The sequence below is a fragment of the Streptomyces flaveus genome, assembly GCF_014647675.1.
In the GTDB taxonomy this organism is placed as follows: domain Bacteria; phylum Actinomycetota; class Actinomycetes; order Streptomycetales; family Streptomycetaceae; genus Streptomyces; species Streptomyces flaveus.
In genome coordinates this window covers 146,945-172,894 of record NZ_BMPQ01000019.1, presented here as the reverse complement: position 1 = coordinate 172,894, position 25,950 = coordinate 146,945, and the positions used below count along the sequence as shown (strand labels likewise).

At 69.2% G+C, this 25,950-nt stretch carries 23 protein-coding genes; 10 read left to right on the top strand and 13 right to left on the bottom strand.

Annotated features, from left to right (window positions below):
- Positions 1 to 25: 25 nt before the first annotated feature.
- Together IEZ21_RS30810 and IEZ21_RS30805 are read left to right on the top strand one after the other, a co-directional pair.
- Positions 26 to 379: a YciI family protein gene (locus tag IEZ21_RS30810; protein WP_189325127.1), complete on the top strand. Its 354-nt coding sequence runs from the start codon at positions 26 to 28 to the stop codon at positions 377 to 379.
- Positions 376 to 1,563: an RNA polymerase sigma factor gene (locus IEZ21_RS30805; RefSeq protein WP_189325126.1), complete on the top strand. Its 1,188-nt coding sequence runs from the start codon at positions 376 to 378 to the stop codon at positions 1,561 to 1,563. The genes IEZ21_RS30810 and IEZ21_RS30805 overlap by 4 nt, the downstream gene beginning before the upstream one ends.
- Here the strand turns inward: IEZ21_RS30805 and urtE are convergent.
- From urtE to urtA, 5 genes are all read right to left on the bottom strand, one after another.
- The gene (gene urtE / locus IEZ21_RS30800; RefSeq protein ID WP_189325125.1) at positions 1,553 to 2,245 is read right to left on the bottom strand and encodes an urea ABC transporter ATP-binding subunit UrtE; all 693 of its coding nucleotides are present in this window, start codon (positions 2,243 to 2,245) and stop codon (positions 1,553 to 1,555) included. The two genes, IEZ21_RS30805 and urtE, sit on opposite strands and share 11 nt — an antisense overlap.
- On the bottom strand, positions 2,245 to 3,030 hold the full coding sequence (gene urtD / locus IEZ21_RS30795; protein WP_189325124.1) for an urea ABC transporter ATP-binding protein UrtD: 786 nt from the start codon (positions 3,028 to 3,030) through the stop codon (positions 2,245 to 2,247). The genes urtE and urtD overlap by 1 nt, the downstream gene beginning before the upstream one ends.
- Positions 3,027 to 4,154 (bottom strand): urea ABC transporter permease subunit UrtC, encoded by a 1,128-nt coding sequence (gene urtC, locus IEZ21_RS30790; protein ID WP_189325123.1) that lies wholly within the window; start codon positions 4,152 to 4,154, stop codon positions 3,027 to 3,029. The genes urtD and urtC overlap by 4 nt, the downstream gene beginning before the upstream one ends.
- A complete protein-coding gene (urtB, locus tag IEZ21_RS30785; RefSeq protein WP_165254457.1) occupies positions 4,151 to 5,047 on the bottom strand; it encodes an urea ABC transporter permease subunit UrtB in 897 nt (298 codons plus the stop codon). The genes urtC and urtB overlap by 4 nt, the downstream gene beginning before the upstream one ends.
- A 100-nt stretch (positions 5,048 to 5,147) precedes the next feature.
- Positions 5,148 to 6,371 (bottom strand): urea ABC transporter substrate-binding protein, encoded by a 1,224-nt coding sequence (gene urtA, locus IEZ21_RS30780; protein WP_033319743.1) that lies wholly within the window; start codon positions 6,369 to 6,371, stop codon positions 5,148 to 5,150.
- Positions 6,372 to 6,809: 438 nt separating this feature from the next.
- On the opposite strand from urtA, the gene IEZ21_RS30775 reads away from it, so the two are divergent.
- Complete coding sequence (locus IEZ21_RS30775; RefSeq protein WP_189325156.1) at positions 6,810 to 7,334, top strand: SgcJ/EcaC family oxidoreductase; 525 nt, start codon at positions 6,810 to 6,812, stop codon at positions 7,332 to 7,334.
- A 95-nt stretch (positions 7,335 to 7,429) separates the two neighbouring features.
- Here IEZ21_RS30775 and IEZ21_RS30770 read toward each other — a convergent pair whose 3' ends face one another.
- Both IEZ21_RS30770 and IEZ21_RS30765 read right to left on the bottom strand, forming a co-directional pair.
- Positions 7,430 to 8,455 carry a TerC family protein gene (locus IEZ21_RS30770; protein WP_189325122.1) on the bottom strand — a complete coding sequence of 342 codons (1,026 nt, stop codon included), beginning with the start codon at positions 8,453 to 8,455 and terminating at the stop codon, positions 7,430 to 7,432.
- A 142-nt stretch (positions 8,456 to 8,597) separates the two neighbouring features.
- Positions 8,598 to 10,610: a GDSL-type esterase/lipase family protein gene (locus IEZ21_RS30765; RefSeq protein ID WP_246568292.1), complete on the bottom strand. Its 2,013-nt coding sequence runs from the start codon at positions 10,608 to 10,610 to the stop codon at positions 8,598 to 8,600.
- A 191-nt stretch (positions 10,611 to 10,801) separates the two neighbouring features.
- Here IEZ21_RS30765 and IEZ21_RS30760 point away from each other — a divergent pair, with 191 nt between their 5' ends.
- A complete protein-coding gene (locus IEZ21_RS30760) occupies positions 10,802 to 12,274 on the top strand; it encodes a glycoside hydrolase (protein WP_189325121.1) in 1,473 nt (490 codons plus the stop codon).
- Positions 12,275 to 12,806: 532 nt separating this feature from the next.
- Here the strand turns inward: IEZ21_RS30760 and IEZ21_RS30755 are convergent.
- Both IEZ21_RS30755 and IEZ21_RS30750 read right to left on the bottom strand, forming a co-directional pair.
- Positions 12,807 to 15,125 carry an ABC transporter permease gene (locus IEZ21_RS30755; protein ID WP_189325120.1) on the bottom strand — a complete coding sequence of 773 codons (2,319 nt, stop codon included), beginning with the start codon at positions 15,123 to 15,125 and terminating at the stop codon, positions 12,807 to 12,809.
- Positions 15,122 to 15,880, bottom strand: coding sequence for an ABC transporter ATP-binding protein (locus IEZ21_RS30750; protein WP_189325119.1), 759 nt, complete (start codon positions 15,878 to 15,880; stop codon positions 15,122 to 15,124). Before IEZ21_RS30750 ends, IEZ21_RS30755 begins: the two co-directional genes overlap by 4 nt.
- Before the next feature lie 149 nt (positions 15,881 to 16,029).
- On the opposite strand from IEZ21_RS30750, the gene IEZ21_RS30745 reads away from it, so the two are divergent.
- From IEZ21_RS30745 to IEZ21_RS30735, 3 genes are read left to right on the top strand one after another with little or no spacing between them, the layout of a single operon-like run.
- Positions 16,030 to 17,007: a sensor histidine kinase gene (locus IEZ21_RS30745; protein ID WP_246568290.1), complete on the top strand. Its 978-nt coding sequence runs from the start codon at positions 16,030 to 16,032 to the stop codon at positions 17,005 to 17,007.
- Positions 17,004 to 17,786, top strand: coding sequence for a response regulator transcription factor (locus IEZ21_RS30740; RefSeq protein ID WP_189325117.1), 783 nt, complete (start codon positions 17,004 to 17,006; stop codon positions 17,784 to 17,786). The genes IEZ21_RS30745 and IEZ21_RS30740 overlap by 4 nt, the downstream gene beginning before the upstream one ends.
- A 20-nt stretch (positions 17,787 to 17,806) precedes the next feature.
- Positions 17,807 to 18,145: a VOC family protein gene (locus tag IEZ21_RS30735; RefSeq protein WP_189325116.1), complete on the top strand. Its 339-nt coding sequence runs from the start codon at positions 17,807 to 17,809 to the stop codon at positions 18,143 to 18,145.
- Between the two features lie 22 nt (positions 18,146 to 18,167).
- On the opposite strand, the gene IEZ21_RS30730 is transcribed toward IEZ21_RS30735, so the two are convergent.
- On the bottom strand, positions 18,168 to 19,001 hold the full coding sequence (locus tag IEZ21_RS30730; RefSeq protein ID WP_373302337.1) for an aldo/keto reductase: 834 nt from the start codon (positions 18,999 to 19,001) through the stop codon (positions 18,168 to 18,170).
- A 76-nt stretch (positions 19,002 to 19,077) separates the two neighbouring features.
- The gene (locus tag IEZ21_RS30725) at positions 19,078 to 20,796 is read right to left on the bottom strand and encodes an IlvD/Edd family dehydratase (protein WP_189325114.1); all 1,719 of its coding nucleotides are present in this window, start codon (positions 20,794 to 20,796) and stop codon (positions 19,078 to 19,080) included.
- A gap of 250 nt (positions 20,797 to 21,046) precedes the next feature.
- Between IEZ21_RS30725 and IEZ21_RS30720 the strand changes: the two genes are divergently transcribed.
- Positions 21,047 to 22,420: a phosphoinositide-specific phospholipase C-related protein gene (locus IEZ21_RS30720; RefSeq protein ID WP_189325113.1), complete on the top strand. Its 1,374-nt coding sequence runs from the start codon at positions 21,047 to 21,049 to the stop codon at positions 22,418 to 22,420.
- 18 nt (positions 22,421 to 22,438) lie between these two features.
- On the opposite strand, the gene IEZ21_RS30715 is transcribed toward IEZ21_RS30720, so the two are convergent.
- Both IEZ21_RS30715 and IEZ21_RS30710 read right to left on the bottom strand, forming a co-directional pair.
- Positions 22,439 to 23,149, bottom strand: a complete 711-nt coding sequence (locus IEZ21_RS30715) for a dienelactone hydrolase family protein (protein WP_189325112.1) — start codon at positions 23,147 to 23,149, stop codon at positions 22,439 to 22,441.
- 85 nt (positions 23,150 to 23,234) lie between these two features.
- Positions 23,235 to 24,134: a LysR family transcriptional regulator gene (locus IEZ21_RS30710; protein ID WP_189325111.1), complete on the bottom strand. Its 900-nt coding sequence runs from the start codon at positions 24,132 to 24,134 to the stop codon at positions 23,235 to 23,237.
- A 120-nt stretch (positions 24,135 to 24,254) separates the two neighbouring features.
- On the opposite strand from IEZ21_RS30710, the gene mgrA reads away from it, so the two are divergent.
- A complete protein-coding gene (gene mgrA / locus IEZ21_RS30705) occupies positions 24,255 to 25,244 on the top strand; it encodes an L-glyceraldehyde 3-phosphate reductase (RefSeq protein WP_189325110.1) in 990 nt (329 codons plus the stop codon).
- 277 nt (positions 25,245 to 25,521) lie between these two features.
- Positions 25,522 to 25,932 (top strand): hypothetical protein, encoded by a 411-nt coding sequence (locus tag IEZ21_RS30700; RefSeq protein WP_189325109.1) that lies wholly within the window; start codon positions 25,522 to 25,524, stop codon positions 25,930 to 25,932.
- Positions 25,933 to 25,950: the final 18 nt, after the last annotated feature.

Sequence of the window (25,950 nt, the reverse complement as noted above, 5' to 3'; positions counted from 1 at the left end):
ACACCACGACGCCAAGGAGGCCGTGATGAAGTACTACCTGCTCAGCGTGATGCAACCGGTCGGGGGCACGCCCGCCCCCGAGGTCCTCGAGGAGATCGGCAAGAACCTCGACGTCTTCCACCAGGAGCTGCGGGAGGCGGATGCCTGGGTGTTCGCCGGTGGACTGCACGGCCCGGAGTCCTCCACCGTGCTGCGGCCTCGCGACGGTGACGTCCTGATCACCGACGGGCCGTATGCCGAGGGCAAGGAGGTGCTCGGCGGGATCTGCCTCATCAAGGCGCCCGACCTGGACGCGGCCCTGGAGTGGGGACGCAAGGCGGCTCTGGCGACGACCCTGCCGATCGAGGTGCGGCCCTTCATGGGCGAAGCCGACGGATGACCACGGACATCGAGGCCGTGTTCCGCGCGGAGTACGGCCGCGCCGTCTCCGTCCTCGTCCGCTTCCTCGGCGACATCGATCTCGCCGAGGAAGCGGTCCAGGACGCCTTCACCACGGCCGTGCTGCGCTGGCCGGAGACCGGTGTGCCGCCCAGCCCGGCCGGATGGATCATCACGACCGCCCGCAACCGGGCGATCGACCGGCTGCGCCGTGAGTCCTCCCGGGAGGCCAGGCACGCCGAGGCCACCCTGCTGTACGCCCCCGACGCACCGCCCGAGGAGGGCCCCGTGCGCGACGACCGGCTCCGCCTCGTCTTCACCTGCTGCCACCCCGCCCTCGCCCTCCAGGCCCGGGTCGCCCTGACTCTGCGGCTGCTCGGCGGGCTGACCACGGCCCAGATCGCGCGCGCCTTCCTCGTGCCCGAGCCGACGATGGCGCAGCGACTCGTCCGGGCCAAGGCGAAGATCCGCAACGCGGGGATCCCGTACCGGGTGCCGCGCGACGCCGACCTCCCGGACCGGCTCACCGGGGTGCTGGCCGTCGTCTACCTGATCTTCAACCAGGGGTACGAGGGTGCGGAGGAGCTGTGCGCCGAGGCTCTGCGTCTCGGCCGTCTCCTCGCCGAGCTCATGCCGGACGAGCCCGAGGCCACCGGCCTGCTCGCGCTGATGCTCCTCGTCGAGTCGCGCAGGGATGCCCGGCGGGACGACGACGGCGTGCTGATGCCGCTGCCGGAGCAGGATCGCGCCTGCTGGGACCGCGACCTGATCGCCGAGGGGCAGGAACTCGTCCGCCGCTGCCTGCGCCGGAACCAACCGGGCCCGTACCAGATCCAGGCCGCCATCCAGGCCGTCCACAGCGACGCTGAGACCGCGGACGCCACGGACTGGAATCAGATCCGGCAGCTCTACGACCAGCTCCTGGCTCTGTCCCCGAGCCCGGTCGTGGCCCTGAACCGGGCCGTCGCCGTGGCCGAGACCGAGGGCCCGCGGCAGGCCCTCGGCCTCGTGGACGCCCTCGGCCTCGACGACTACCGCGTCCTCCACGCCGTCCGCGCCGACCTGCTGCGCCGCCTGGGCCGCGACACGGAGGCCGTGCGGGAGTACGAGGCGGCCATCGCGCTCACCGAGAGCGCGGCGGAACGTGCGTTCCTCGACCGTCGCCGGAGGGAACTCACACGCTGAGCGCCTCCCGCACCGCCGCCACCGACTCCTTCCCGCCCGCACCGGACGAGGTGACCCGCCCGGCCTCCAGGACGAAGTACCGCTGTGCCGCCCGCATCGCGAAGCCCACGTGCTGCTCGACCAGGAGCACCGAGAGCCCGCCGCGGGCGGCCAGTGCGAGGATCGTCTCCTCGATCTCGGCCACGACCGACGGCTGGATGCCCTCGGTCGGCTCGTCCAGGAGCAGCAGCCGGGGCTCCGTGACCAGGGCCCGGGCGATGGCGAGCTGCTGCCGCTGGCCGCCCGAGAGCAGCCCCGCCCGCCGGTTCGACAGCGTCCGCAGCGCCGGGAACAGGTCCAGTGCCTCGGCTATCGCCGCCTTGCCGCGCTTGCGCCCGTCCGCGACCAGCTGAAGGTTCTCGGCGGTCGTGAGGTGGGGGAAGGCCTGCTGACCCTGCGGTACGTACGCCATGCCGCGCGCCACGCGCTCATGCGGTTTGCGGCGCGTGACGTCCTCGCCGTCGAAGCGGACCGCGCCGCTGGACGGGGTGAGCAGTCCGACGGCCGCCCGCAGCAGGGTGCTCTTGCCAGCGCCGTTGTGCCCGAGCACGGCGGCCACGCCGTCCTTCGGCACCTCGACCGACACCCCGTGCAGGACGCTGCTGCGGTGGTAGCCGACGTGGACGTTGTCGATCTCCAGCATCACGCCTCCTGTACGGCCGCGGGGGCCGCGGTGTCGAGTACGTCCCCGGCGGCGGCGTGCCCGAGGTACACCTCCTGCACCTTGGGATCCGCCTGCACCTCGGCCACCGTTCCCTCGCTCAGCACCCTGCCCGCGTGCAGCACGCTGACGCTGCGCGCGAAGGACCGCATGAAGTCCATGTCGTGCTCGATGACGACCACGGTCCGCTCCTCACTGATCCGCTCCAACAGCTCACCGGTGGCCTGGCGTTCGTCATGGCTCATCCCGGCGACCGGCTCGTCGAGCAGCAGCAGCCGTACGTCCTGCACGAGCAGCATGCCGATCTCCAGCCACTGCTTCTGCCCGTGCGCGAGCGTCCCGGCGGGGCTGTCGGCCAGCTCCGCGAGCCCCACTGTCTCCAGCGCCCGTGCGACGGACTCCGGAACGCCCTTGCGGCGCCGCAGCATCGTCAGCATCCCGCGTCCTGCGCCCGCCGCGATGTCCAGGTTCTGAAGGACGGTCAACTCCTCGAAGACCGTGGCTGTTTGGAACGTACGGCCGATGCCCGACCGCGCGATCTTGTGCACACTGCGCCCGAGGAGCTCCTCATCCCCGAAGAGCACCGAACCCTCTGCCTTCACCAGACCGGTGACGGCGTCGACGAGCGTCGTCTTGCCCGCGCCGTTCGGCCCGATGAGGAAGCGCAGATCGCCCGGCCGCACGTCCAGGTCCACGCCGTCGACGGCCTTGAACCCGTCGAAGGACACCCGCAGTTGCCGTATCCGAAGACCCGAGAGCTCACTCATGCTGCTTCTCCCACAGGAAGGGCAGGCGACGGTTCCTCACTCGCATGCGACGCCCTGCGCCGCTGCACCATCCCCACCAGCGAGGCGAGACCGCCCGGCAGGAACGCCAGGGCCACGATGAACAGCAGCCCCTGGAAGTACGTCCAGGCCGCCGGGAACTCCTCCGACAGTGCCGTCTTGGCCCAGGCGACCCCGATCGCGCCCAGTACCGCGCCGGCCAGGCTCGCCCGGCCGCCGACCGCCGCGCCGATGACGAACTCGATGGACGGCACGATCCCGATCATCGCGGGCGAGATGATGCCGACCGCGGGCACGAACAGGGCGCCGGCCAGCCCGGCCATACCGGCCGCGACGACGTACGCGACGAGCTTCACGTTCGCCGGGTCGTACCCGAGGAAGCGCACCCGTTCCTCCGAGTCCCGTACGGCGACGAGAAGTTCGCCGTACCGGCTGTGGATCAGCTGCCGGGCGAGGGCGATCAGGAGCAGCAGGGCGGCGGCGATGATGAAGTACACCATCCGCTGGTTGATCGGGTCGTTGAGGTCGTAGCCGAAGAAGCCCTGGATGTCGGTGAGTCCGTTGGTGCCGCCGGTGGTGGCCTGCTGGCCGATGAGCCAGATCGCGAAGGCGGCGGTGAGCGCCTGGCTGAGGATCGCGAAGTACGCGCCCTTGACCCGGCGGCGGAAGATGAACGAGCCGAGCAGCGCGGCGACCAGCATCGGCAGCAGTACGGTCGCGGCGAGCGCGAACACGGGGTTCGCGAACGGCTGCCACCACCACGGGAGTTCGGTGGCCGTGCCGTACAGCTGCATGAAGTCGGGGAGGTTGCCGGGCCCGGCGTCGGCGATCTTCAGATGCATCGCCATGGCGTAGCCGCCGAGCCCGAAGAAGACACCCTGTCCGAGCGTGAGCAGCCCGCCGCGTCCCCATGCCAGGCAGATGCCGACCGCGACCATCGCGGTGCACAGGTACTTGGCGAGCAGCCCGAGCCGGAAGTCGGAGAGGGCCAGCGGCGCGAGGGCGAACAGGGCCACGGCTGCCGCGGCGAAACCGGCCCAGGCCCGCGCGGAGCGTCCCTTGAGAGCGGAGCGTTCCTTGAGAAGGGGCAGACGGGAGTCGGTCATACGAGGCTCCTCGTGCGCAGGGTGTACAGCCCTTGGGGCCGCCACTGGAGGAACGCGACGATGCCCACGAGGACGAGCACCTTCGCGACGCTGACGGTGGTGGAGTACTCGAGAACGGACTGCAGGACGCCAAGGACGAAGGCGACGATCACGGTGCCCTTGAGCTGTCCGATGCCGCCGACCACGATCACCAGGAAGGCGTCGATGATGATGTTGGTGCCCATGGTGGGACCGATCGGACCGACCAGCGTCAGCGCGACGCCCGCGACTCCGGCCAGTCCGGAACCGATGAAGAAGGCCGTCCGGTCCACGCGTTCGGTGGAGATGCCGGATACCTCGGCCAGATCGCGGTTCTGTACGACGCCTCGGATCCGGCGTCCCAGCGAGGTCATCCGCAGCGTCAGAGACAGCGCGACGACCGCCGCGATCGCCAACCCCAGAATGAACAGACGGCTGTTGGCGACCGTGAGCGGATCGTCACCGCCGATGAGCGTGATGTTCCCGGTGAGCAGGTCGGGCGCACGGGTCTGCACATTGGGTGCGCCGAAGATGTCGCGGGCGAGCTGCTGGAGCATCAGCGAGACGCCCCAGGTGACGAGCAGCGTGTCGAGCGGACGCAGATACAGGCGGCGGATCAGCAGCCACTCCAGCAGCGCGCCGAGCGCTCCCGCGACCAAGAAGGCGACGGGCAGCGCGACGAGCAGCGACAGACCGGCGCTGGTGATGGACTTCTGGAGGACGTACGTGGTGTAGGCGCCGGCCATGATGAACTCGCCGTGGGCCATGTTGATGACGTTCATCTGGCCGAAGGTGAGCGAGAGACCGAGCGCGATGAGCAGCAGGACGGCACCGATGCTGATGCCGGTGAAGGTCTGACCGAGGATCACGGTCATACGGCGGCTCCGGGGAGGCGACGGGACGCGGGGCCCTCTTCGGAGTTCTCGGACTCCTCGAAGTCTTCGGACTCCTCGAAGGGGCCCCGCGTGACGGGGGTCAGGAGAGGCCGGAGGCCCAGGAGTAGCCCTTCAGATACGGATCCGGCTTGATCGCCTTGCCGGAGTCCCACACCTGCTCGATCAGCCCGTCCGTGCCGATCTTGCCGATCCGGGCGGTCTTGTAGATGTGCTGGGACGCCCCGTCGACGGTGACCTTGCCCTCAGGGGCGTCGAAGGTGATGCCGTCCGAGGCCGCCTTGACCTTCTCCGGGTCGAAGGACTTGGCCTTCTCCACCATCGCCTTCCACAGATAGACCGAGGTGTACGCGGCCTCCATCGGATCGCTGGTCGGTTTGTCCTGGCCGTACTTGGCCTTGTACGCCTTCACGAACTCGGTGTTCGCCGCGCCCGCCGTCGTCTGGTAGTAGTTCCAGGCCGTCAACTGGCCCGCCAGATACTGCGATCCGATCGACTTGACCTCTTCCTCGGCGATCGACACCGAGACCACCGGCATGCTCGTGGCGGTCAGGCCCGCGGACTTGTACTCCTTGAAGAAGGCCACGTTCGAATCGCCGTTGAGGGTGTTGAAGACCGCGTCGGCCTTCGACGCCTTCACCTTGTTGGCGATCGTGCTGAACTCCGTGGAGCCCAGCGGCGCGTAGTCCTCGCCGAGCACCTTCATGCCGTTGGCCGCCGCGTACGCCTTGATGATCTTGTTGGCGGTCCGCGGGAAGACATAGTCGCTGCCGACGAGGTAAATCGACTTCTTGCCCTGGCTCTTGAGGTAGTCGAGCGCAGGCACGATCTGCTGGTTGGTGGTGGCACCCGTGTAGAAGATGTACGGGGATTCTTCAAGTCCCTCGTACTGCACGGGATAGAACAGCAGGGACTTGTTCTTCTCGAAGACGGGTTTCACAGCCTTGCGGCTCGCGGAGGTCCAGCAGCCGAAGGTGGCCACGACCCGGTCCTCCCGGATGAGTTTGCTCGCCTTTTCGGCGAAGGTGGGCCAGTCGGAGGCGCCGTCCTCGCTGATCGGCTTGATCTTTTTGCCGAGCACACCGCCCTTGGCATTGATCTCGTCGATCGCCAGCTTCAGCGAATCGCGTACGGTCACCTCGCTGATCGCCATCGTGCCGGACAGCGAGTTGAGCAGGCCGACCTTGACGGTGTCACCGCTGGTGTCCGCTTTGGCCGCCTTGTCGGACGAGCCGCCCGCGTCGGTCTTTGCGCCGCACGCGGACAGCGCGACGGCAGCCGCGAGTGCGGCGGCGCCCGCCACCATCCGGCGTCGGAAAATACTGGAACCGCTGGACAAATGAACCCCCTCGTCCGATGAGGACAAGCTCGTGAAGTGCGGACCACAGCTTCAAGTCGACTCGTTTCCGAGGCGTTTCGCTCAACGGCTCCGTCTGTATCTTCCGGCTCTCAGGGGAAGCAAATAATGCCCGGAGAAGGAATTCGTTCCAGGGATTCACGATTCGCCCGTGGAATTCCCATGGCATCGGCACCACGTCGATGACGTCGATGACCGAGTCCTTGGCAGTGCCGGTGCCCCTGGATGCTGCCACCGCCCCTCCACCTGCGTGTTCGCATGATCGCCGTTCGTGTTTTGACCTGCCCATGCCTATATGCAGGGCATATGTTGCCTCGTCCTTTACCGGTGATCCGCAAGGGTGGGACCGCTCCCATCGGCCCAGAGATCCCTAGGAACAGAGTCATGATGAAGCGTCAGATAAGCGCGCGCGCAACGGTCTACACGATCGCGGGACTGGTCGTCGCCGGCACTGTCGCGGCAGGCATCAGCGTCGCCTCACCGGAACAGGAACCGAGCGCTCGGCACAAGCCCGCGGCCAAGGCCGGCAAGGGGCAGATCGCCGCCCTCTTCGACCAGTGGAACGCTGTCCTGCAGACCGGCGACCCCGAGAAGGTCGCCGACCTCTACGCCAAGGACGCGGTGCTGCTGCCCACCCTGTCGCCCGAGGTGCGTACGGACCGCGCCGGCATCGTCGACTACATGGAGCACTTCCTGCTCAAGAAGCCCAAGGGCGAGAAACTCAGAACCGTCATCAACGTCCTGGACGGCAACTCGGCGATCGACGCCGGTCTGTACGAGTTCCACGTCACCGACCCGGAGACCGGCAAGAAGAGCACCCTCGAGGCCCGCTACACCTTCGAGTACGAGAAGCGCGACGGCAAGTGGCTGATCGTCAACCACCACTCCTCGGTGGTGCCGTCCGCGAGCTGATCCTCACGCCGTGCCGTTCGGCGTGGGGGCCGCGTGCCGGGAGTCGCAATGCTTGAGGAAGCGACTTCCGGCACGCGGTCCCGGGCGTCACCGGATCAGGCAGTGCGGTCCGGCTGACTCGCGGACCCGGACCCGGAGTCGTCCGCCTTCCGCTCTGCCGCCGCTGCCTCCTCCGCGAGCGCCTGCTTCTTCGAGGCGCGCAGGCTGGTCACCGTCGTCACGGCGAGGACCAGGACGATGAAGCCGAGCGAGAAGGGGATGGAGATCTCGGGCACGTGCACGCCGGACTCGTGCAGGGCGTGCAGCACCAGCTTCACACCGATGAAGCCGAGGATGATCGACAGACCGTAGCTGAGGTGGACCAGCCTCTTGAGCAGACCGCCGATGAGGAAGTACAGCTGGCGCAGGCCCATCAGCGCGAAGGCGTTGGCGGTGAAGACGATGTACGGGTCCTCGGTCAGACCGTAGATCGCGGGGATCGAGTCCAGCGCGAACAGTACGTCCGTGGAGCCGATCGCCAGCATGACCACCATCATCGGGGTCATCACGCGCTTGCCGTTCTCCACGATGAACAGCTTGGTGCCGTGATAGCGGTCGGCGACGCCGAAGCGCTTCTCGACGGCCTTGAGCAGCTTGTTCTCCTCGTACTCCTCCTCGTGCTGGTCGTGGCGGGCGTCCTGGACGAGCTTCCAGGCGGTCCAGATCAGGAAGGCGCCGAAGATGTAGAAGACCCAGGAGAAGGTCGAGATGATCGCCGCGCCGGCCGCGATGAAGATCGTCCGCAGCACCAGCGCCACCAGCACACCGACCATCAGCACCCGCTGCTGGTACTTGGCCGGCACCGAGAACTTCGCCATGATCAGCACGAAGACGAAGAGATTGTCGACGCTGAGCGACTTCTCGGTGATGAATCCCGCGAAGAACTCACCGGCCGGCTGACCGCCGCCGAACACCGCCACGCCGAGCCCGAAGATCACGGCCAGGGCTATCCACACGGCCGACCAGATGCCGGCCTCCTTGATGGACACCTCGTGCGGCTTGCGCCCGATGAAGAAATCCACGGCGATGAGCACACACAGGACTGCGACGGTCAGCAACCAGATATTGAGAGTTACGTTCACGGTTCGTTTCCTCCGAAGGATTGCTCGTGAGAATCATTCTCATCAGCGGGGCGTTTTGGCAACGCCCCGCTCATCCTTCGGAACGGGTGGCGCATGGCTGTGACCTGGGACTCTTTGTCCTGCTCTGGTCCTGCTTCGGTGGTCAGCCGCCGATTCTGGCCGCGATGACCGGTGTGAGCCTGTCGGCGATCGCGCGATGCCCCTGGTCGTTGGGATGGACCGAGTCCGTGAGGTCGCCCGAGCCCAGCCAGCCCGTCGTATCGACGAAGGAGACCCGCAGGTCGCCGCCGTCGACAGCCGTCTTCACGGCTGCCTCGGTCTGTGGGACGAACCGTCCGCGGAACGTCTCCAGCGCGAAGATCCAGGCCTGCGGATAGGCCGCACGGACCTTGCTGAGCAGACTGCTGTACGCCGACTGGAACTGCGCGGTGCTCACCCCGTGGCCCACGTCATTGGTGCCGAGGTTGATGACGACCGCGTCCGCCCGGTAGCGGCCGAAATCCCAGTCGGGCGTCGACGCGTTGGGATTGAGCTTGCTGAACTGCCGCTCCAGCCCCACGCATCCGTCCGCCGCGGCGACCAGACAGGCGCCGCCCTGGGCGATCTGTGTGTGCTCGGCACCGAGCCGTTCCCCGACCAACCAGCCATACGCGGTACGGGCGTTCTGCGATGACGTCGTGCCCACGGTGATCGAGTCGCCGACGAACTCGATCAGCTTGCCCGGTGCCGGCGCTGCGAAGGTCGTCGCCCCGCTGTCGAGGACCAGCCCCTGGAACACGGCGTCGCCGCGGTAAGAGCCCGCGACCACCTGGTAGTTGACCTGGAGAGTGTGGTTCCCGGCGGACAGCGCCGACGGAGTCAGGTTCACCGTCCCCTTGACGTCGTCGTAGAACTTCACGGGCCCGTCGTCGATCCGCGCCCAGAAGTCGATCGTGTTCCGCTGCTTCAGCTGCACGGTCCTGCCGGTGAAGCCGACCCGGTAGTACGCGCCCGCCCAGTACGGGGTGTGGAGGCTGCTGGAGCTCTGCGTGTCCCAGCGTCCGACGAACTTGATGTTCGGGTCGCCGGGCTGGCCGGGAGCCGCCGCCTTCACGGGACTGGCCGCGGCGGTGCCCAGCCGGGAGCTGATGACCGGTGCGAGGCGACTGGCGAACTTGCTGTGACCCGCCTCGCTGGGGTGCCCGTTGCCGTCCTCGTAGTCGGCGCCGTCGCTGAGCCAGCCCGTGGTGTCGACGTAATGCACCTTGGCGTCACCGGAGTTGTTGCGGGCGCTGACGGCGGCCCTGGTCTCGGTGGCGTACCGCTTCTTGAGGGTCTGCACCGCGAACAGGGCGGCGTTCGGGTATTTGGCGCGGATGTCGCGCAGGAACGTGGTGTACGCCGACTGGAACGCGCCGCCGGTCACACCGTGCCCGATGTCGTTGGTGCCGAGGTTGATGACCACGGCGCTCGCTTCGTAACGCGAGAAGTCCCAGTTCTGGCTGCCGGTGCTGCCCGTCCTGAAGAACTGGCCGCTCAGACCGGTGCATCCGGACTGGGCGACGAGGCAGTAGCCGGCGCGGGCGATCCGGGTGTGCCGCATCTTGAGCTGCTCGCCGGTCTTCCAGGCGTACGAGTCGAGCGCGAGCCGGTCGGTGAGGGCGCCCGCGGTGATGGAGTCGCCGACGAACTCGATCAGCCCGGACGGCGTGGCCGGAGCGACGGTGCGTGCGCCGGAGTCCAGCACCAGGCCCTGGAAGACGGTGTCGCCGGAGCGGTAGGAGATACGCAGGGTGTGGGTGCCCGCGGGCAGCGGCTGGGGAGTGAGGTTCACGGTTCCGCGTACGCCGGCGTGGAAGACGTCCGGCTTGCCGTCGATGCTGACGTAGAAGTTGACTGCGTCCCGTGCCTTGACCCGCACCGTCGTGCCGGTGAAGGACGTCTGCAGATAGGCGCCGCTCCAGTGGGGGGTGGCCGCGGTGCCGGAGCCGGTGTCCCAGCGCCCGACATAGACGATGTTGGGATCGGACACCGAGCCGTCGCCCGGAGCGGCCCTCGCGGGGGAACCACTGCCCGCCCAGGACAGCAGGCAGGCGACGAGAGCGACGGTGAGGACGGCTTGCAGCGCGCGTCTGGCTCGGCGGCACAGTGCGCGCAGGTGGGGGGTGGTCTGCACGGAGTTCCCTTTCAACCGAAGGGCTGGGAGCGCTCCCAGTAGCAGCTTTTCGAGAGAAGCAATGAAACGGGTGAGCGTCAAGGGATCCGACGGACCCAATAGAAAGCGCTGTCATGACTCTCGACAAGCTCTATGGCTGCGGCTCATCCTTCAGCTGACGCGTGGCATGAGCGCGACAGAAGGAGCTCCCCATGATCAGACGCAGGGCGGTACTGGCTGCGGCGGGCGGTACGTTCCTCGGCAGTGCCCTGGCGACGGGCACCGCACGGGCCGACGCGACCATCGCGGTCAACCCCGGTACGACGTACGGGCGTTGGGACGGCTGGGGCACCTCTCTGGCCTGGTGGGCGAACGTGTTCGGGGCGCGCGACGACTTCGCCGACGCCTTCTTCACCACCAAGTCCGTCGCCTACAACGGCCGTACGCTGCCGGGTCTGGGCCTGAACATCGCCCGCTACAACCTCGGCGCGTGCAGCTGGAACAGCGTGGAGGGCGACAGCATGGTGGCCTCGCCCAACATCCCCCGCTTCAAGCAGATCGAGGGCTTCTGGCAGGACTGGAACAACGAGGACCCGGCGTCCTCCGCCTGGAAGTGGTCCGCGGACGCCGCCCAGCGCGCCGCGCTCGTCAAGGCGACCAGCCGTGGCGCGGTCAGCGAGCTGTTCGCCAACTCCCCGATGTGGTGGATGTGCCTCAACCACAACCCCTCGGGCGCCGCCGACGGCGGCAACAACCTCCAGTCCTGGAACTACCGCCAGCACGCCTCCCACCTGGCCGCCACCGCCCTGTACGCGAAGAACAACTGGGGCGTGAACTTCGCGACCGTCGACCCGTTCAACGAGCCCTCGTCCAACTGGTGGACGGCCACCGGACGGCAGGAGGGCTGCCACATGGACGCCACGGTCCAGTCGGCCGTCCTCCCACACCTGCGCAGCGAACTCGACAAACGCGGACTGACCGGTACGCGGATCTCGGCCTCCGACGAGACCAGCTACGACCTGGCGCGTACGACGTGGAACTCGTTCAGCTCGTCGACCAAGGGGCTGGTGGGCCGCTTCAATGTGCACGGCTACCAGGGCTCCGGCGGCCGGCGCGACCTCCTCTACACCGACGTCGTCACCACGGCGCGCAAGCAGCTGTGGAACTCCGAGTACGGCGACAGCGACGGCACCGGCCTCACCATGGCGAGCAACCTGTGCCTGGACTTCCGCTGGCTGCACCCCACAGCCTGGTGTTACTGGCAGGTGATGGACCCGTCCGCCGGCTGGGCGATGATCCACTACGACGAGAACACGCTCCAGGCCGGCGCCGTCCAGACCAAGTACTACGTGATGGCCCAGTTCAGCCGCCACATCCGCCCCGGCATGACGATCCTCGACACAGGCGTCGGCTACGCGGTGGCCGCCCTCGACACGGCGGCCCGACGCCTGGTCATCGTGGCCGTCAACACGGGCGCGGCCCAGACCCTGACCTTCGACCTCTCCCGCTTCGGCACGGTGACCGGCGGCACGGGCGGCCTGGTCCGCCGCTGGAACACGGCCACCGCAGGCGGCGGCGACCTCTACACGGAACGCGCGGACACGTACCTCAGCGGCAAGCTGCTGCGGGTGCCGTTCGGGGCGGGTACGGTGCAGACGCTTCAGGTGGATGGCGTGGCGGTGTGAGGTGCTGCCGGCGCAGGGCACACAAAAGACCTACGAGACGGGCTCCCTGCGCCGGCATTGTCCGGATCAGGTTCCAGGGGTCGCCGTCCGGTCCAGTTGCTCGACCTTTCAGCCTCTCAGCCCGACAGTCGCAGTCGGCCCGAGCGGAAGCCGAAGCTTTCCGCCGAAGTCGGCTACTCCGGTCGAACTCCCTCGCTCGTCCCGTAGGCACTTTCAGTTTAGCGCGGTCCATAGCATACGGAACCCCCCCAAACAATATTTTTCTCGTATTCCTCGCGCTCGAAGCTCACGGCTACGCAGTCGCCGCGTACGGGCGCAGCAGCAGGTGGTGCCGGAGTGAACCGTGACGGCCGGGCTCGCTACGTGCGGCCAGGGTGGGCAGCCGATGCCGAGGCCGGAATGCGGGTTTTCCCCCGCCCGGGGCGGCCTGCCGCCGACGTGGACCGGGACCGCTTCCTGCCGTCGTTCACCGTGTCGCGGGCCGGTCGCCGTGCGCCATCGCGACCCGTGTCCTCCCCTCTGCGTCACTACGTCACTCGTTGTGGAGTACCTCCGCGATCGTGAGCCTGGCCGCCCTGCGGGACGGGATGAAGGCGCCCAGGCCGGTGATCGTGAGGCCCGCGAAGGCCAGGGCGGTGAGGGAGAGGGGCTGCCAGACGTCCGTCATGTACGCGGGGAGGGCGAGGTCCACCGCGTCGGCCATCTCCGGGACGATCAAGTGGTGGCCGACGATGCCGAGGGGGATCCCGAGCAGTCCGCCGACCACGCCCAGGGCCGCCATCGAAGACACCATCATCACCGTCACCTGGCGCGGCGTCATGCCTATGGACTTGAGCATGCCCAGGTCGCGGCGGCGCTCGCGAGTGTTGAGCACGACCGTGTTGAAGACACCGAGGGACGCGACCGCGGCCAGCATGAGCGTGAGGATCGACGCCGAGCCGACGATGGTCTGGGTCGCGGCGTTCGGGCCGTTCGCCGTCGGGCTGACCCCGGGATCGGCGGTCCGAACCGCGGACATGTAGGCGTCCGTGTCCGTGCCTTGGGCGAGCTTGACGTGATAAGCGATGGCTTCCTCTCGCGGCGCCAGCGCGGTCATCGTTGCCCAACTCGCATACACATTACGGGCGTTGCCGCCGAACGCCTCGCCGACGACCGTCACGCGTTTTTGACGGTCGCCCTTCTCCAGGAGCATGCTGTCGCCGACCTCCAGGCCGCGCTCGCGCAGGAACGGCGTCGGGGCGACGATCTCGTCCGTGTCGCGCATCCACCGTCCCTCGACGAGTACGTCGCCCATGGCTGGCCGGTCCCCCCGCCGGCCTTCGACATCCACCCCTCGCGGGTACCCGACCGCGCGCGCGTCGACGTACCCCCGGGCGGTTACCTCGCTCGCGCCGGGCAGGGAGCGCAGGAGTGAGTGGAGTTCCCGGTCCCCATGCTCCGGATCGATTTCCCGGCCGTCCTTGAAGTTGCCGGTGTAGACGACGACTTGGTAGGCGTCGTCGCCCACGCTCCCGAACCGGGTCATCGTCGTGGCCAGGCCCGTCGCGAACGTCACGGTGGTCACCCCGAGGACCACGGCCGCGAGTGTGAGCGCGCTGCGGCCCGGGCGGGCGAATGGCAGCCCCAGACCCAGGCTGACCGAGCGCGGCAGTCCGCTGCCCGCCAGTCGGCGCTGGATCCGCAACGCGCGGCCGGTGCGCTGCGCGCTGCCCGCGCTGATCGCCCGCGCCGCTGACATCCGGTGCGCGCGCAACGCGGGGACGAGCGCGGCGAGAACGACGACGGACGGCAGGCCCAGCAGGGCAACGGCGTTCACCCAGGCCGGGACGCCACCGACGCTGTCGCGCATCACCCCCGCGTCGGGACCCGTGAAGGCGAACTCCAGCAGGGGTCTGGCCAGGACATTGCCGATGACGGTGCCGAGTACGCACCCGACGACCGCCGGGACGGACACCATCGCCAGGTAGACGGCGACCACTTGACCTGGCGTGAAGCCGATGGCCTTGAGTATCCCGATGTGCCGGAAGCCGGAGATGACCGCGCCGCTCACCACGTTGCCGACGATCAGCACCGCCACCAGGACCCCGAGGATGCCGAAGGTCATCAGGTACGGGGCGTAGGCCCGGGCCGAACCGCCGATCTGGTCTTTGACGGTGAGATACGACTGCGAGGCCGTCAGCGAGTCCGGCGGCAGGCCGGCGGTGACGGCGGACAAGCCCGAGCGGATCCCTCCCTCCGTCGAGGACTCCTCGAACCGGAAGAGCATCTGCGTGGCGGCCGGACGCAGGCTCGCGATCTGACCGGGCGCGACCCAGGCGTCGGCCGACCGGCTCAGGGTGAAGGCGAACCCCACGATGGTGAGACTTGGTCCACCGGGCACCTTGAGTTGCTTGCCCAGTGCCTCCGTCCCCCAGCCCGGGCTGCGGTTCAGGACGATCTCACCGGGGCGGGTGGCCCAGCGGCCGGCCCAGAGGTCCAGGCGGTCCACCGGACCGCCCGGCCCCGCCCGGCCGACGACCGCGAGGCCGGAGTCCAGGCCGAACGACTGGGCGGTCGTCCGCGGCAGGTCCAACACGGCTTGCCGGAAGGGACCCGCGGCGGCCTCGACACCCGGCCGGCGGGCCGCGCGCGCGAGTTGGGCGTCCGAAGCCTTGCCGGGGTCGAAGGTGGCGACGGCGTGGGCGCCGCGCTGCTTGCCGAAGGCGCGGTCGAAGGGGGCGGAGGCGGCGTCCACCAGGCCCAGTGCGACGACGATCGTCCCCGTGGACATCAGGACGACCAGGCCGATGACGAACGTCTGCAGCCTGCGACGGCGTACGGCTCCACGCACGGCCCGCCACACGGCGCTCACGCGGTCCGTCCCAGGGACTTCGCGTCGTGCGCGGCGGTCTTGTCGTCGTTCCCGTCCAGGGTGTGCTCCCCGACCACGCGGCCATCCGCCAGCTCGACCAGCCGACTCGCGCAGCGTTGCGCGAGGCGCTCGTCGTGCGTGACCAACAGCAGTGTCTGGCCTATCTGGTTGAGGTCGAGCAACAGGTCCATCACCTGCTCGCCGGCCCGGCTGTCCAACGCGCCGGTCGGCTCGTCGGCCAGCAGCAGGGCGGGCCGGTTGATCAGGGCGCGGGCGACGCCGACGCGCTGGCGTTCGCCGCCGCTGAGTACCGCGGGATACGCGTTCTTCCGGTCGGCGATGCCAAGTTCGTCGAACAGTTCCAGTGCGCGCCTGCGGGCCTGTGCGGCCGGGGTTCCGGTCAGCTGCGCGGCCAGCGCGACGTTGTCGAGGGCCGACAGGTCGTCGATGAGGTTGAAGAACTGGAAGATCATGCCGATCCGGCGGCGCCGGTACAGTGCCAGCGCCTTCTCGCCGAGCCTCCCCACGTCCTCGCCGTGCACGAGGACCGTCCCGGACGTCGGACGGTCGAGTCCCGCGATCATGTTGAGCAGCGTGGACTTGCCGCAGCCCGACGGCCCCATCACCGCGACCGCCTCCCCGGCCCGGATCTCCAGCGATACGCCGTCCAGCGCCGCCGTCTCGCCGTACTCCTTGCGAACGCCGTCCAGTCGTACGACGACCTCTCCCGTGCCCGTGCTCTCTCCTGTGACCATGAACAGGACGGTAAGGCGGCGGGGCCCGCCCGGACATCCGTCCCCGGATGGCAAATCCCGGCCTCTTCCGGCTCGTCTCGTCCCAGGGATGCAGGCGCCTGCATCCGGAGGATGATGCGCATCGCGGGCCGCTCTGCGAAGGTGAGCGTGTGTGGTCGTCGGGGGTGGGCCTGCTTGTCGCGGCGCTGGTGGTGGCGTGTGCCGCCGCCGTGTGGCTGGGTGTGGCGTTCCTGCGGGCGCGGCGCCGGTACCGCAGAGCCGTGGAGGAACAGGGCTGGTTGCTCGAGCGGGAGCGGCAGAGCGCGGCCCGCGGCGCCGTCCGGGCCGAACGGGACCGTATCGCCAGGGAGTTGCACGACATCGTCAGCCACAACGTCAGCCTCATGGTGGTGCAGGCCGGGGCCGCCCGCGACGTACTGAAGATCATGCCCGACGAGGCCGAGGCGGCGATCAGGGCCGTCGAGGACGCGGGCCGCTCCACAATGACCGAACTGCGATACTTGCTGGGCGTGTTGGCACCGTCGCAGAGCGGCGAGGACGAGGAGAGCGGCGACGGGGTGCGCGACGACGAGGGCGGCTGGGACGGCGGGGACGGTGACCTCGTGGCGGCCGGCCCGGGCCTGGCGCCCCAGCCCGGCCTGAGCGCGCTGAGCCGACTGGTCGACCGGATCGCCTTCGCCGGGCTCCCCGTAGAGGTACGCATCTCCGGCGAGCCCCGCCCCCTGCCCACCGGGATCGACGTCACCGCGTACCGAATCGTCCAGGAGGCCCTGACGAACGCCCTCAAACACGGCGACGGTGGAGAGGCCGAAGTGACCGTACGCTACACCGACCACTCCCTCCGGGTGGAGGTACTGAACAGTGGGCCCAGTGTGCTGAGGGGGGCACGGCCGGGTGAGAAGACCGGACGTTCGGGCGCCGGTGGCACGGACAGGCGGATCGGCAAAGCGGGCGTCGGCGGGTCCGCGCCGCCGCGGACCGGGTCGGTCGGGCGTGGGGACGGTACGGGGCGAGGGCTGTTGGGACTGCGCGAGCGGGTCGCGGTGTACGGGGGCGAGTTGGATGCGCGACGTCGCCTCGGCGGGGGCTACCGCGTGCGGGCGCGTATCCCGCTGGACCGCCCATGAGCGCCGTCGAGCGTGCCCCGCGGGTCCTCGTCGCCGACGATCAGACCCTGATTCGTACGGGATTCCGACTCATCCTGACGACCCGTGGCATCGAAGTCGTCGGCGAGGCGGCCGACGGAGCCGAGGCGGTGGCGGCGGCACGCAAACTGCGGCCGGACGTCGTCCTCATGGACATCCGGATGCCCAACATGGACGGCCTGGAGGCGGCTCGGCTCATCCTGCAACAGGCCCCGGAATGCCGAGTGTTGATGCTCACCACCTTCGACCTCGACCGTTACGTGTACGAGGCCCTGGCCCTGGGCGCGAGCGGCTTCCTGCTGAAGGACGTCACCCCCGAGCACCTCGCCGCCGCCGTACGCCTCGTCAACACGGGCGACGCCCTGCTCGCCCCTTCGATCACACGGCGCCTTGTCGAGCGTTTTGCCGGAGGCGAACATGGGCGCAGTGCCGGAGGCGAACATGGGCGCAGCGCCGGAGGCGAACATGGGCGCAGCGCCGGAGGCAAACATGGGCGCAGTGCCGACGGCAACGATGAGTGCCGAAGCACCGAACCGGCGCCCCCGCACCGCGACCTCGCCGCCCTGACTCCACGGGAACTCGAAGTCCTCACCCTCCTGGGCCGCGGTCTCTCCAACGCCGAACTGGCCGCCAAGCTGACCTTGAGCGAAGCCACCGTGAAGTCCCACGTCGCTCGCATCTTCGCCAAGCTCGCCCTCCGCGACCGTGCCCAGGCCGTCGTCCTCGCCTATGAGACCGGGCTCGTGTCGCCGGGCGCTTGACAGGCGCTTAGCATGACCGGATGTCACTCGACCTTTTCGCCGGAATGTACGTCCGCGATTATGAGGCCGCGAAGGACTGGTACTCGCGGCTGCTGGGGGAGCCGACCTACATCGCATCCGAGACGGAAGCCGTGTGGGAGCTCGCCGAGAACCGGTTTGTGGCCATCGAGCAGAATGCCGAGCATGCCGGGCACGGCATCCAGACGATCTTCGTCGATGACTTCGACGCCCGCGTCGCGCAGATCGCCGAGCGCGGCATCGAGCCCGTGAAGCGCGAGACCTACTCCAACGGTGTGCGCAAGGCGCTGTACCGCGACCCCGACGGCAACGAGATCGGCTTCGGGGGAGCCCCTTCCTAGCCAGGGCTTGGCTGCCGCGGGCCTACGCCGTTGCCTGCTCGGCCAGTTGGTCGAGGCGGTCGCGGTGGGACGAGGTCAGCTGTAGGTGTTCCGCCGCGAGGTTCTCCTCCAGGTGGTCGATCCGGGCTGTGCCCGGGATCGGCAGGATGACCGGGGAGTGGCCGAGCAGCCACGCGAGCGTCACTTGCGTGGGGCTGGCGTCGAGCTCGGCCGCCACGGCGGCGATCTCGGCCCGCTCGCCCGACGAACCCCATGCGACGGGCCGCCACGGCAGGAACGCGATGCCCGCCGCCTCGCAGGCCGTGAGCACCGGCTCGTGCTCGCGGTCGAGCACGTTGTAGCGGTTCTGCACGCTCATGACGTCGATGATCTCCCGCGTCCGTTCCAGTTCGGCGACGGTGACCTCGGACAGCCCGATGCGGCCGATCTTGCCCTGGGTCTGGAGTTCCCGCAGCGTGCCGAGCTGGTCGGCCAGGGGCGTCTGAGGATCGATGCGGTGCAGCTGGAGCAGTTCGAGCCGCTCGACGCGCAGCCGGCGGAGGGCGTCGTCGACCTGAGCGCGCAGCACGGCCGGCCTCGCGTCGAGCCCCCACTCACCCGTCTCGGCGGATCGCGCGACGCCCACCTTGGTGGTGATGAGCAGCCCCTCCGGGTACGGGTGCAGGGCCTCGGCGAGCAGCTCTTCGTTGGCACCTCCGCCGTACAGATGCGCCGTGTCGATCAACGTGACTCCCAGCTCGACGGCCCGCCGGGCGACCGCGATGGACGCTTCACGGTCGGGGGCGGGCTCGGTCGGCAACTGCATGGCCCCGAACCCGAGCCGCCGTACGTCCAGATCCCCGCCGATGCGAAACATGGTCGATGTCAACTGCTGTCTCCGCCCCCTCACTCAAGAGGCAACGCTAACAGCGCAGTTGGCATGCGTGGCCGGCTCAATGCGATTCACGGCTCACCGCGGACCCCGAAGAACCGGTCAGGAAGTCGAGGTCGGCGCCGGTGTCCGCCTGGGTCACATGGTCCACGTACAGGCGCTCCCAGCCCCGGCTGGGGTTCGCGAATCCGTCCAGGGTCGTCTTGTTGGGCGTACGCAGCGCCAGTTCGCTGTCGTCGACCTCGAGGGTGAGCGTGCGTGCGGGAACGTCGAGAGTGATCCAGTCGCCGTCCCGCACGAGCGCCAGTGGACCGTCGGCGGCGGCCTCCGGGGCGACGTGGAGGACGACCGTTCCGTACGCCGTGCCGCTCATCCGGCCGTCGCAGATCCGCACCATGTCCCGTACGCCCCGCTCCAGCAGCTTGCGCGGCAGGGGCATGTTCGACACCTCGGGCATGCCGGGGTAGCCCTTGGGGCCGCAGCCGCGCAGCACGAGTACGGAGTCCGCGTCGACCGGCAGATCCGGGTCGTCGATGCGGGCGTGGAAGTCCTCGATGTGGTCGAACACGACTGCCCGGCCTCGGTGTTGGAGCAGTCCCGGTGAGGCGGCGGCGGGCTTGATGATGGCTCCGCTCGGGGCGAGGTTGCCGCGCAGCACGGCGATGCCCGCGTCCAGTTGCAGCGGCGTCTCGCGCGGGCGGATCACTTCCTGGTCCCAACTCTCCGCGTTGTCAAGGAAGTCGACGAGGGACCGCCCGGTGACGGTGGTCGCCGCGGGGTCGAGCAGGTCGCGTACTTCGCGGAGTACCACGAGGAGTCCGCCCGCGCGGTGGAAGTCGTCCATGAGGTGCCTGCCCGCCGGCAACAGGTCGACCAGGAGCGGGACATGGGATCCGATCCGGTCGAAGTCGTCCAGGCTCAGCGGTACGCCGAGCCGGCCGGCGATGGCCAGCAGGTGTACGACAGCATTGGTGGACCCGCCGGTGGCCGCGAGCGCGACGATCGCGTTGTGGAAGGAGGCGGCAGTCATGACGTCGGCGGGAGTGCGCTGCTCGGCCACCAGCGCGACGGCCAACTGGCCCGTCTCATGGGCGGCTTCGAGCAAACGGCTGTCGGGGGCGGGCGTTCCGGCCAGTCCGGGCAGCGTCATGCCGAGGGCCTCCGCGACGACGGCCATCGTCGACGCCGTACCCATCGTGTTGCAGTGCCCACGGCTGCGGATCATGGACGACTCGGAGCGGGTGAAGTCCTCCTGCGACAGCGTCCCCGCGCGGACCTCCTCGCTCAGCCGCCAGACATCCGTCCCACAGCCAAGCGGCTTGCCGCGGAATGTGCCGGTGAGCATCGGGCCGCCGGGTACCACGACTGCGGGCAGACCCACCGAGGCGGCGGCCATGAGCAGGGCGGGGATCGTCTTGTCGCAGCCTCCGAGGAGCACGACCCCGTCGATCGGGTTGGCGCGGAACATCTCCTCCGCCGCCATCGCGGCCATGTTCCGCCAGAGCATGGCGGTGGGCCGCATCTGGGTCTCGCCGAGCGAGACCATGGGCAACTCCAGCGGAATGCCGCCGGATTCGTGCACTCCGTCCCGTACGGACTTGGCGACCTCACCGAGATGGGCGTTGCAGGGGGTCAGATCCGACGCAGTGTTCGCGATGGCGATGTGCGGCCTGCCGGAGAAGGCGTCCCGGGGAAGGCCGCGCCGCATCCACGCGCGGTGGATGTAGGCGTTGCGGTCCGTCCCCGCGTACCACTGTGCGCTGCGCAGTTCAGGCGGCATTCGTCGTCCCTCCGGCGCGCTTGCGGGCGTTGGGCTGGAGCGGTTCACGCTAGCTCAGTGCAAGAGGCACTGAACAGCGTCAGCGCGCAGGACGAGCTGACCCTCTGGCACCCGCCGACCGGATACGGCACCATGACGGGCCGTACCGCCGAGGATCACAGCGTTGTCGTACCCGATCGCCAACTGTGCGGCCGCGTACCGGAATTGACCGGTATGCGGCCGCACCCTCGTGCAGCGGAAAGGACCCCCCATGCTCCGGAACCGTCGCCCCCTGCTCGCCGCCACCGCCGCGGGCGCGGCGCTGGCCACCGTCTTCGTCGCTCCCTCGCCCGCCCCCGCCGCGGAGGTGCCGGGCGTCGGCGCCTACTACGTACAGAGCGCGACCACGGGACTGAACGCGGCCGACAGCGGGGGAGCGGTCGTCCAGCGCAACCCCAGGGGCAACGAGGACCGCCAGCAGTGGACGCTCCGGCCGAACGGCGCCTCGTACGTGCTGGAGAGCACCGACACGGCGGGCAGTTGTCTGGGCCGTTCCGGGGACCAGGCCAGAACCGTGGCCTGCGCGAGCGCCGATGCCGCGTGGGAGGTGAGACCGAACGGCGCCGATCAGTACGCCCTCAAAGTCCCCGGCGCCGAGCGCTACTTGACCGTCGCCGCCAAGCCCTCCGGCGCCAACTACCCCGCCCAGCTGGCCGTGGGCCCGGCGGGCGGCCTGGCCAACTGGTACCTCACCCCGGTGACGTCACCGACCGCTCCGATGCCGTCGCCGGACCAACGCACCCTGGACCAGGTCACGTTCCTCACCTCCCACAACGCGTACGCGAACGGCGTCGACGGCGGCTTCGCCCCGCCCTTCGTGAACCTAGTGCCGAACCAGACCCGGGGCATCAACCAGCAACTCACCGACGGCGTACGCGGGTTCATGCTGGACATCCACCAGACCCCCGACGGCGCGATCCTGTGCCACAACAGCTGCACGCTCGTCAGCAGCCCCGTAGCGCTGTGGGTCGACCTCCAGCGCATGGTGGACTTCCTCAAGCAGAACCCCAGCCAGTTCATCACCGTATTCCTCGAGGACTACGTCGATCCGGGCGTCCTGCGCGGTGAACTGGCCCGCGTGAACGGCCTGTCCGATGTCCTCTACCGCCCGGACCGGACCGGCGTACGCACCAGCGGCTGGCCGCGGATGGCGGACCTGATCGCCGACAACGACCGCCTGCTCATCTTCAGCGACCACAGCCGCTCCGCCGACCAGGCCGCGGGGCTCACCCGTGACAGCTTCGGCGTGATGTACCAGCGGGAGTGGACCGTCGAGAACTACTGGTCCATGGGATCCGGCGTCGGCACCTCCGACTGGTCCTGCCACAGCCGCTGGTACGACGCCAACACCAACATCCCGCTGACCCGCACCGAGCCGCCCTTCCGCCCGCTCTTCGTCATGAACCACTTCCGCGACGTCCCCATCGCGGGCACGGCCACCACCGACAACACCAAACTCACCGACCGCGCCCAGCGCTTCTGCCAGCCGGCCGCCCGCAAGAAGCCCAACTTCCTTGCCGTGGACCGCTATGACCTCGGCTCGCCGTCGTCGGCGGTGGCCACCTTGAACACGTACACCTACTGAGTCACGTGCGGAGGGAACTCAACCCAGCTGTGTGCGCAGGAACTCGACGGTGCTGCCCCAGGCCAGGGCCGAGGACTCGGGGTCGTGGACCTCGGGGCGGCCGTCGTTGAAGAAGGCGTGATCGGCGGGGTAGAGGCGGATGTCCGGGGTGATGCCGGACTGCCGCTGGATCGTCTCGCGGAGGGTGTCGAGGCTGTCGGCCGGGATGGCGGCGTCGCGTTCGCCGTAGTGGCCGAGGACCTCGGCCTTGAGGCCCGAGAAGTCGGGCAACTCGCCCTGGATGACCCCGTAGAAGGGAACCGCCGCGCGCACGCGCGGGTCGACGGCGGCCTGGTAGAGGACGAAGCCGCCACCCATGCAGAAGCCGACCGAGCCGACGGAGTCCGAGGTGACCTCGTCGAGCGCCAGCAGGTGGTCGACGGCGCCGGAGAGCAGCTCGACACCGCGGGAGACCGGCAGGTCCTGCAACATGCGCAGCGCCTCGCCGCTGTCGTGCGCGACATTCCCGCCGTACAGGTCGGGAGCGAGCGCCACGAAACCCTCCGCCGCCAGCCGGTCGGCGACATCCGCTATGTGGTCGGTCAGACCCCACCACTCCTGGATGACGATCACGCCTGGGCCCTGCCCGGACGGGGGCAGTGCCAGATAGCCGTGCGCGGTGGTCCCGGCACTGGAGAAGGTCACGTTCTGATGGGCGGGGGCCCCGGTCGACCTGGGTGTCTCGGACATGGCGCGTCACTCCTGTCACTCGATCTTGCCTCCAGCATGCAGGAGGCGTACGAAGCGACAGCGGGCGGCCCCTGCCCGGACGGGCTCAGGTCTCCGGAGTCGCGGCCTCCGCTTCGAGCAGGTCCATCAGTGCCCGCGCCGCCGGACTGGTCGCGTCCGGCGGCGGAAGCATGGCGACCGTCTCGTACGCGGTCTCGGCGACGTCCTTCAGGGGGAGTGCGGTGAGGGCGGAGGCCTCGCGCTTGTGGCTGAAGTGGCGTGGTACGACGGCGATGCCGAGGTTCTCCTGGACCAGATCGAGAAGGCTGTGTACGTCGTTGACCTCGAGGGCGACCGTACGGTGCACGCCCGCCGCCGCGAAGACCGAGTCCGTGGTGCGCCGGGGGCCCCAGTCGGGGTGGAAGTCGACGAAGTCCTCGCCGCCCAGATCCTCCGGGGTGACCGCGCCGCCTTCCGCCAGGCGGTGCGCCGGATGACACAGCACGGTCATCGGCTCACTGGCCAGCGGCAGACAGCGGAGCTGGTCGGTGTCGGCGCGCGTCGTCACCGCGAACGCGAGGTCGAGGCGGCCGGCCGCGACCTCCTCGGCCAGCGCGCCGGAGCCCGCCTGCCGCAGCCGGATCTCGACATCGGGGTGACGCCGCCGGAACGCGGCGAGGAGCGGGGCCACGCACACTCCGGCAATGCACTGCTCGGTGCCCACGGAGAGCGTGCCGCGCAGCACGCCCTGCACCGCGGCCACGGCGTCCCGGGCCGCGCGGACCTGGGCGAGAATCCGCTCCGCCTCGGTCAGCAGGGCGCGGCCGGCCTCCGTGAGCGTGACGCGGCGGGTGGTGCGGACGAACAGCGGGGCCCGCAGCTCACGTTCCAGGGCGCGGATCGAGGCGGACAGGCCCGACTGCGACACCATCAGCCGCTCCGCGGCACGGGTGAAATGCTGGTCCTCGGCGACGGCGACAAAGTGCTGAAGGTGGCGCAGTTCCATGATTGAGAAGCGTATCCGCTGAATCCCATCCGATTCTCCTGTTGGACCACTGCTCGGTGCCCGCGCGAGAGTGGAGCCGTCTTTGCCCGTTTCCCTCTTTCCCGGCCCTCTGGAGTACGCGTGTACACCGCACACCCCGACCGCTACACGGACATGCCCTACCGGCGCACCGGACGCAGCGGTCTGAAGCTGCCCGCGCTGTCGCTCGGCCTGTGGCACAACTTCGGCCCGGACCGGCCGGTGGACACCCAGCGGCAGATCCTGCGCCGCGCCTTCGACCTGGGCGTCACGCACTTCGACCTGGCCAACAACTACGGTCCGCCGCCCGGCGCCGCGGAGTCGGCCTTCGGTGAGGCGCTGACGGCGGACTTCGCGCCGTACCGCGACGAGCTGGTCATCTCCACGAAGGCCGGATACCTGATGTGGCCGGGCCCGTATGGGGAGTGGGGCTCGCGCAAGTACCTGCTGTCCTCGCTCGACCAGAGCCTGGCCCGTATGGGCCTGGACTACGTGGACATCTTCTACTCGCACCGCCCCGACCCGGACACTCCTCTGGAGGAGACGATGGGGGCGTTGCACTCGGCGGTCCAGCAGGGCAAGGCGCTGTACGTCGGCGTCTCCAACTACTCGCCGGAGCAGACGCGCGAAGCCGCCCGCATTCTGGGCGAGTTGGGGACCCCGCTGCTGATCCACCAGCCGCGCTACTCGATGCTCGACCGGCGTCCCGAGGACGGGCTGCTGGACGCGCTCGACGAGCTCGAGGTGGGCTCCATCGCCTTCTCGCCGCTGGAGCAGGGCCTGCTCACCGGCCGCTACCTCGACGGGATCCCGGAGGACTCGCGGGCCGCGAGCGACAGCCCGTTCCTGAGCGCCGACACGGTCACCGAGGACCTCGTGCAGCAGTTGCGCGCCCTCGACGGCATCGCCAAGTCGCGCGGTCAGACCCTGGCCCAGATGGCGCTGGCCTGGGTGCTGCGCGGCGGGCGGGTCACCTCCGCGCTCGTCGGCGCGAGCAGCCCTCAGCAGCTCGAGGACAGCGTGACGGCGACCCGTAACCTCGACTTCGCCCCGGACGAGCTGGCCGGAATCGACGCGATCATCAATCCGTGAGGCGTGGGCGTCAAGGTCCGCAACGTTTCAGCCAATGCGGGCCGTGAATATGCCAAGAGACTGGCTGAAATGGCGTAGTGACAGAGTGTCAGGAGTGACGATACTGAAACTCTGAGTACTCGAACCCTGAGCACTCGTATCGCGATGACCCGCATCCTGAGCACTCGCTCCTGAGCTCCCTCGGCCGCAGGCCGAAGGAACCCCATCGTGCACGACCAGCACATCGCAAGGAAAGAGAGGCCGGACCGGCGGCAGGCCGGGCAACGGGGGAGAGATCGTGCACGACGAGTTCCTTTGCCATGTCACGGCGTACGGAATATGCGGCGGGCGCCGGGTGGGCGTACCCCTGGGAAGCTATCGGGCGCCCACCCTGGCGTTGGCCATGTGGTGGTTACGGGACCGGGCCTCCTGGATCGCCGAGCGGCTCGACCCGGATCCCGAGGCCTCCTACTACCCGCCGAACTCGGTCGCGCCGGTCGCGGACACCACGCCCGACGTACCCGGCATGCTGCGCGCCTGGTGCGGCGACCTGACCCAACAGGAGCTGGCCGCCGACCTGTTGGCCGCCGGGCGGCTCGTCCGTATCGCCACGAGTGACGACACCACCGAGTACGAGTTGCTGGCCGAGTCGGTGGACGCGCTGCGGATGCAGCGGACGATTCCCCTGCTGACCGTCCCGGCCGCCTGACTCCTGTCCGCACCTCGG

Excerpts from the sequence above, each read along its gene's own strand:
- IEZ21_RS30810 (WP_189325127.1), top strand. The coding sequence starts at position 26 with ATGAAGTACTACCTGCTCAGCGTGATGCAACCGGTCGGGGGCACGCCC.
- IEZ21_RS30710 (WP_189325111.1), bottom strand. The coding sequence starts at position 24,134 with ATGGAACTGCGCCACCTTCAGCACTTTGTCGCCGTCGCCGAGGACCAG.
- urtB (WP_165254457.1), bottom strand. The coding sequence starts at position 5,047 with ATGACCGTGATCCTCGGTCAGACCTTCACCGGCATCAGCATCGGTGCC.
- IEZ21_RS30730 (WP_373302337.1), bottom strand. The coding sequence starts at position 19,001 with ATGTTTCGCATCGGCGGGGATCTGGACGTACGGCGGCTCGGGTTCGGG.
- urtC (WP_189325123.1), bottom strand. The coding sequence starts at position 4,154 with ATGACCGACTCCCGTCTGCCCCTTCTCAAGGAACGCTCCGCTCTCAAG.
- IEZ21_RS30805 (WP_189325126.1), top strand. The coding sequence starts at position 376 with ATGACCACGGACATCGAGGCCGTGTTCCGCGCGGAGTACGGCCGCGCC.
- IEZ21_RS30775 (WP_189325156.1), top strand. The coding sequence starts at position 6,810 with ATGAAGCGTCAGATAAGCGCGCGCGCAACGGTCTACACGATCGCGGGA.
- urtE (WP_189325125.1), bottom strand. The coding sequence starts at position 2,245 with ATGCTGGAGATCGACAACGTCCACGTCGGCTACCACCGCAGCAGCGTC.
- IEZ21_RS30750 (WP_189325119.1), bottom strand. The coding sequence starts at position 15,880 with ATGGTCACAGGAGAGAGCACGGGCACGGGAGAGGTCGTCGTACGACTG.
- IEZ21_RS30760 (WP_189325121.1), top strand. The coding sequence starts at position 10,802 with ATGATCAGACGCAGGGCGGTACTGGCTGCGGCGGGCGGTACGTTCCTC.
- IEZ21_RS30735 (WP_189325116.1), top strand. The coding sequence starts at position 17,807 with ATGTCACTCGACCTTTTCGCCGGAATGTACGTCCGCGATTATGAGGCC.
- IEZ21_RS30715 (WP_189325112.1), bottom strand. The coding sequence starts at position 23,149 with ATGTCCGAGACACCCAGGTCGACCGGGGCCCCCGCCCATCAGAACGTG.
- IEZ21_RS30720 (WP_189325113.1), top strand. The coding sequence starts at position 21,047 with ATGCTCCGGAACCGTCGCCCCCTGCTCGCCGCCACCGCCGCGGGCGCG.
- urtD (WP_189325124.1), bottom strand. The coding sequence starts at position 3,030 with ATGAGTGAGCTCTCGGGTCTTCGGATACGGCAACTGCGGGTGTCCTTC.
- IEZ21_RS30740 (WP_189325117.1), top strand. The coding sequence starts at position 17,004 with ATGAGCGCCGTCGAGCGTGCCCCGCGGGTCCTCGTCGCCGACGATCAG.
- urtA (WP_033319743.1), bottom strand. The coding sequence starts at position 6,371 with ATGGTGGCGGGCGCCGCCGCACTCGCGGCTGCCGTCGCGCTGTCCGCG.
- IEZ21_RS30725 (WP_189325114.1), bottom strand. The coding sequence starts at position 20,796 with ATGCCGCCTGAACTGCGCAGCGCACAGTGGTACGCGGGGACGGACCGC.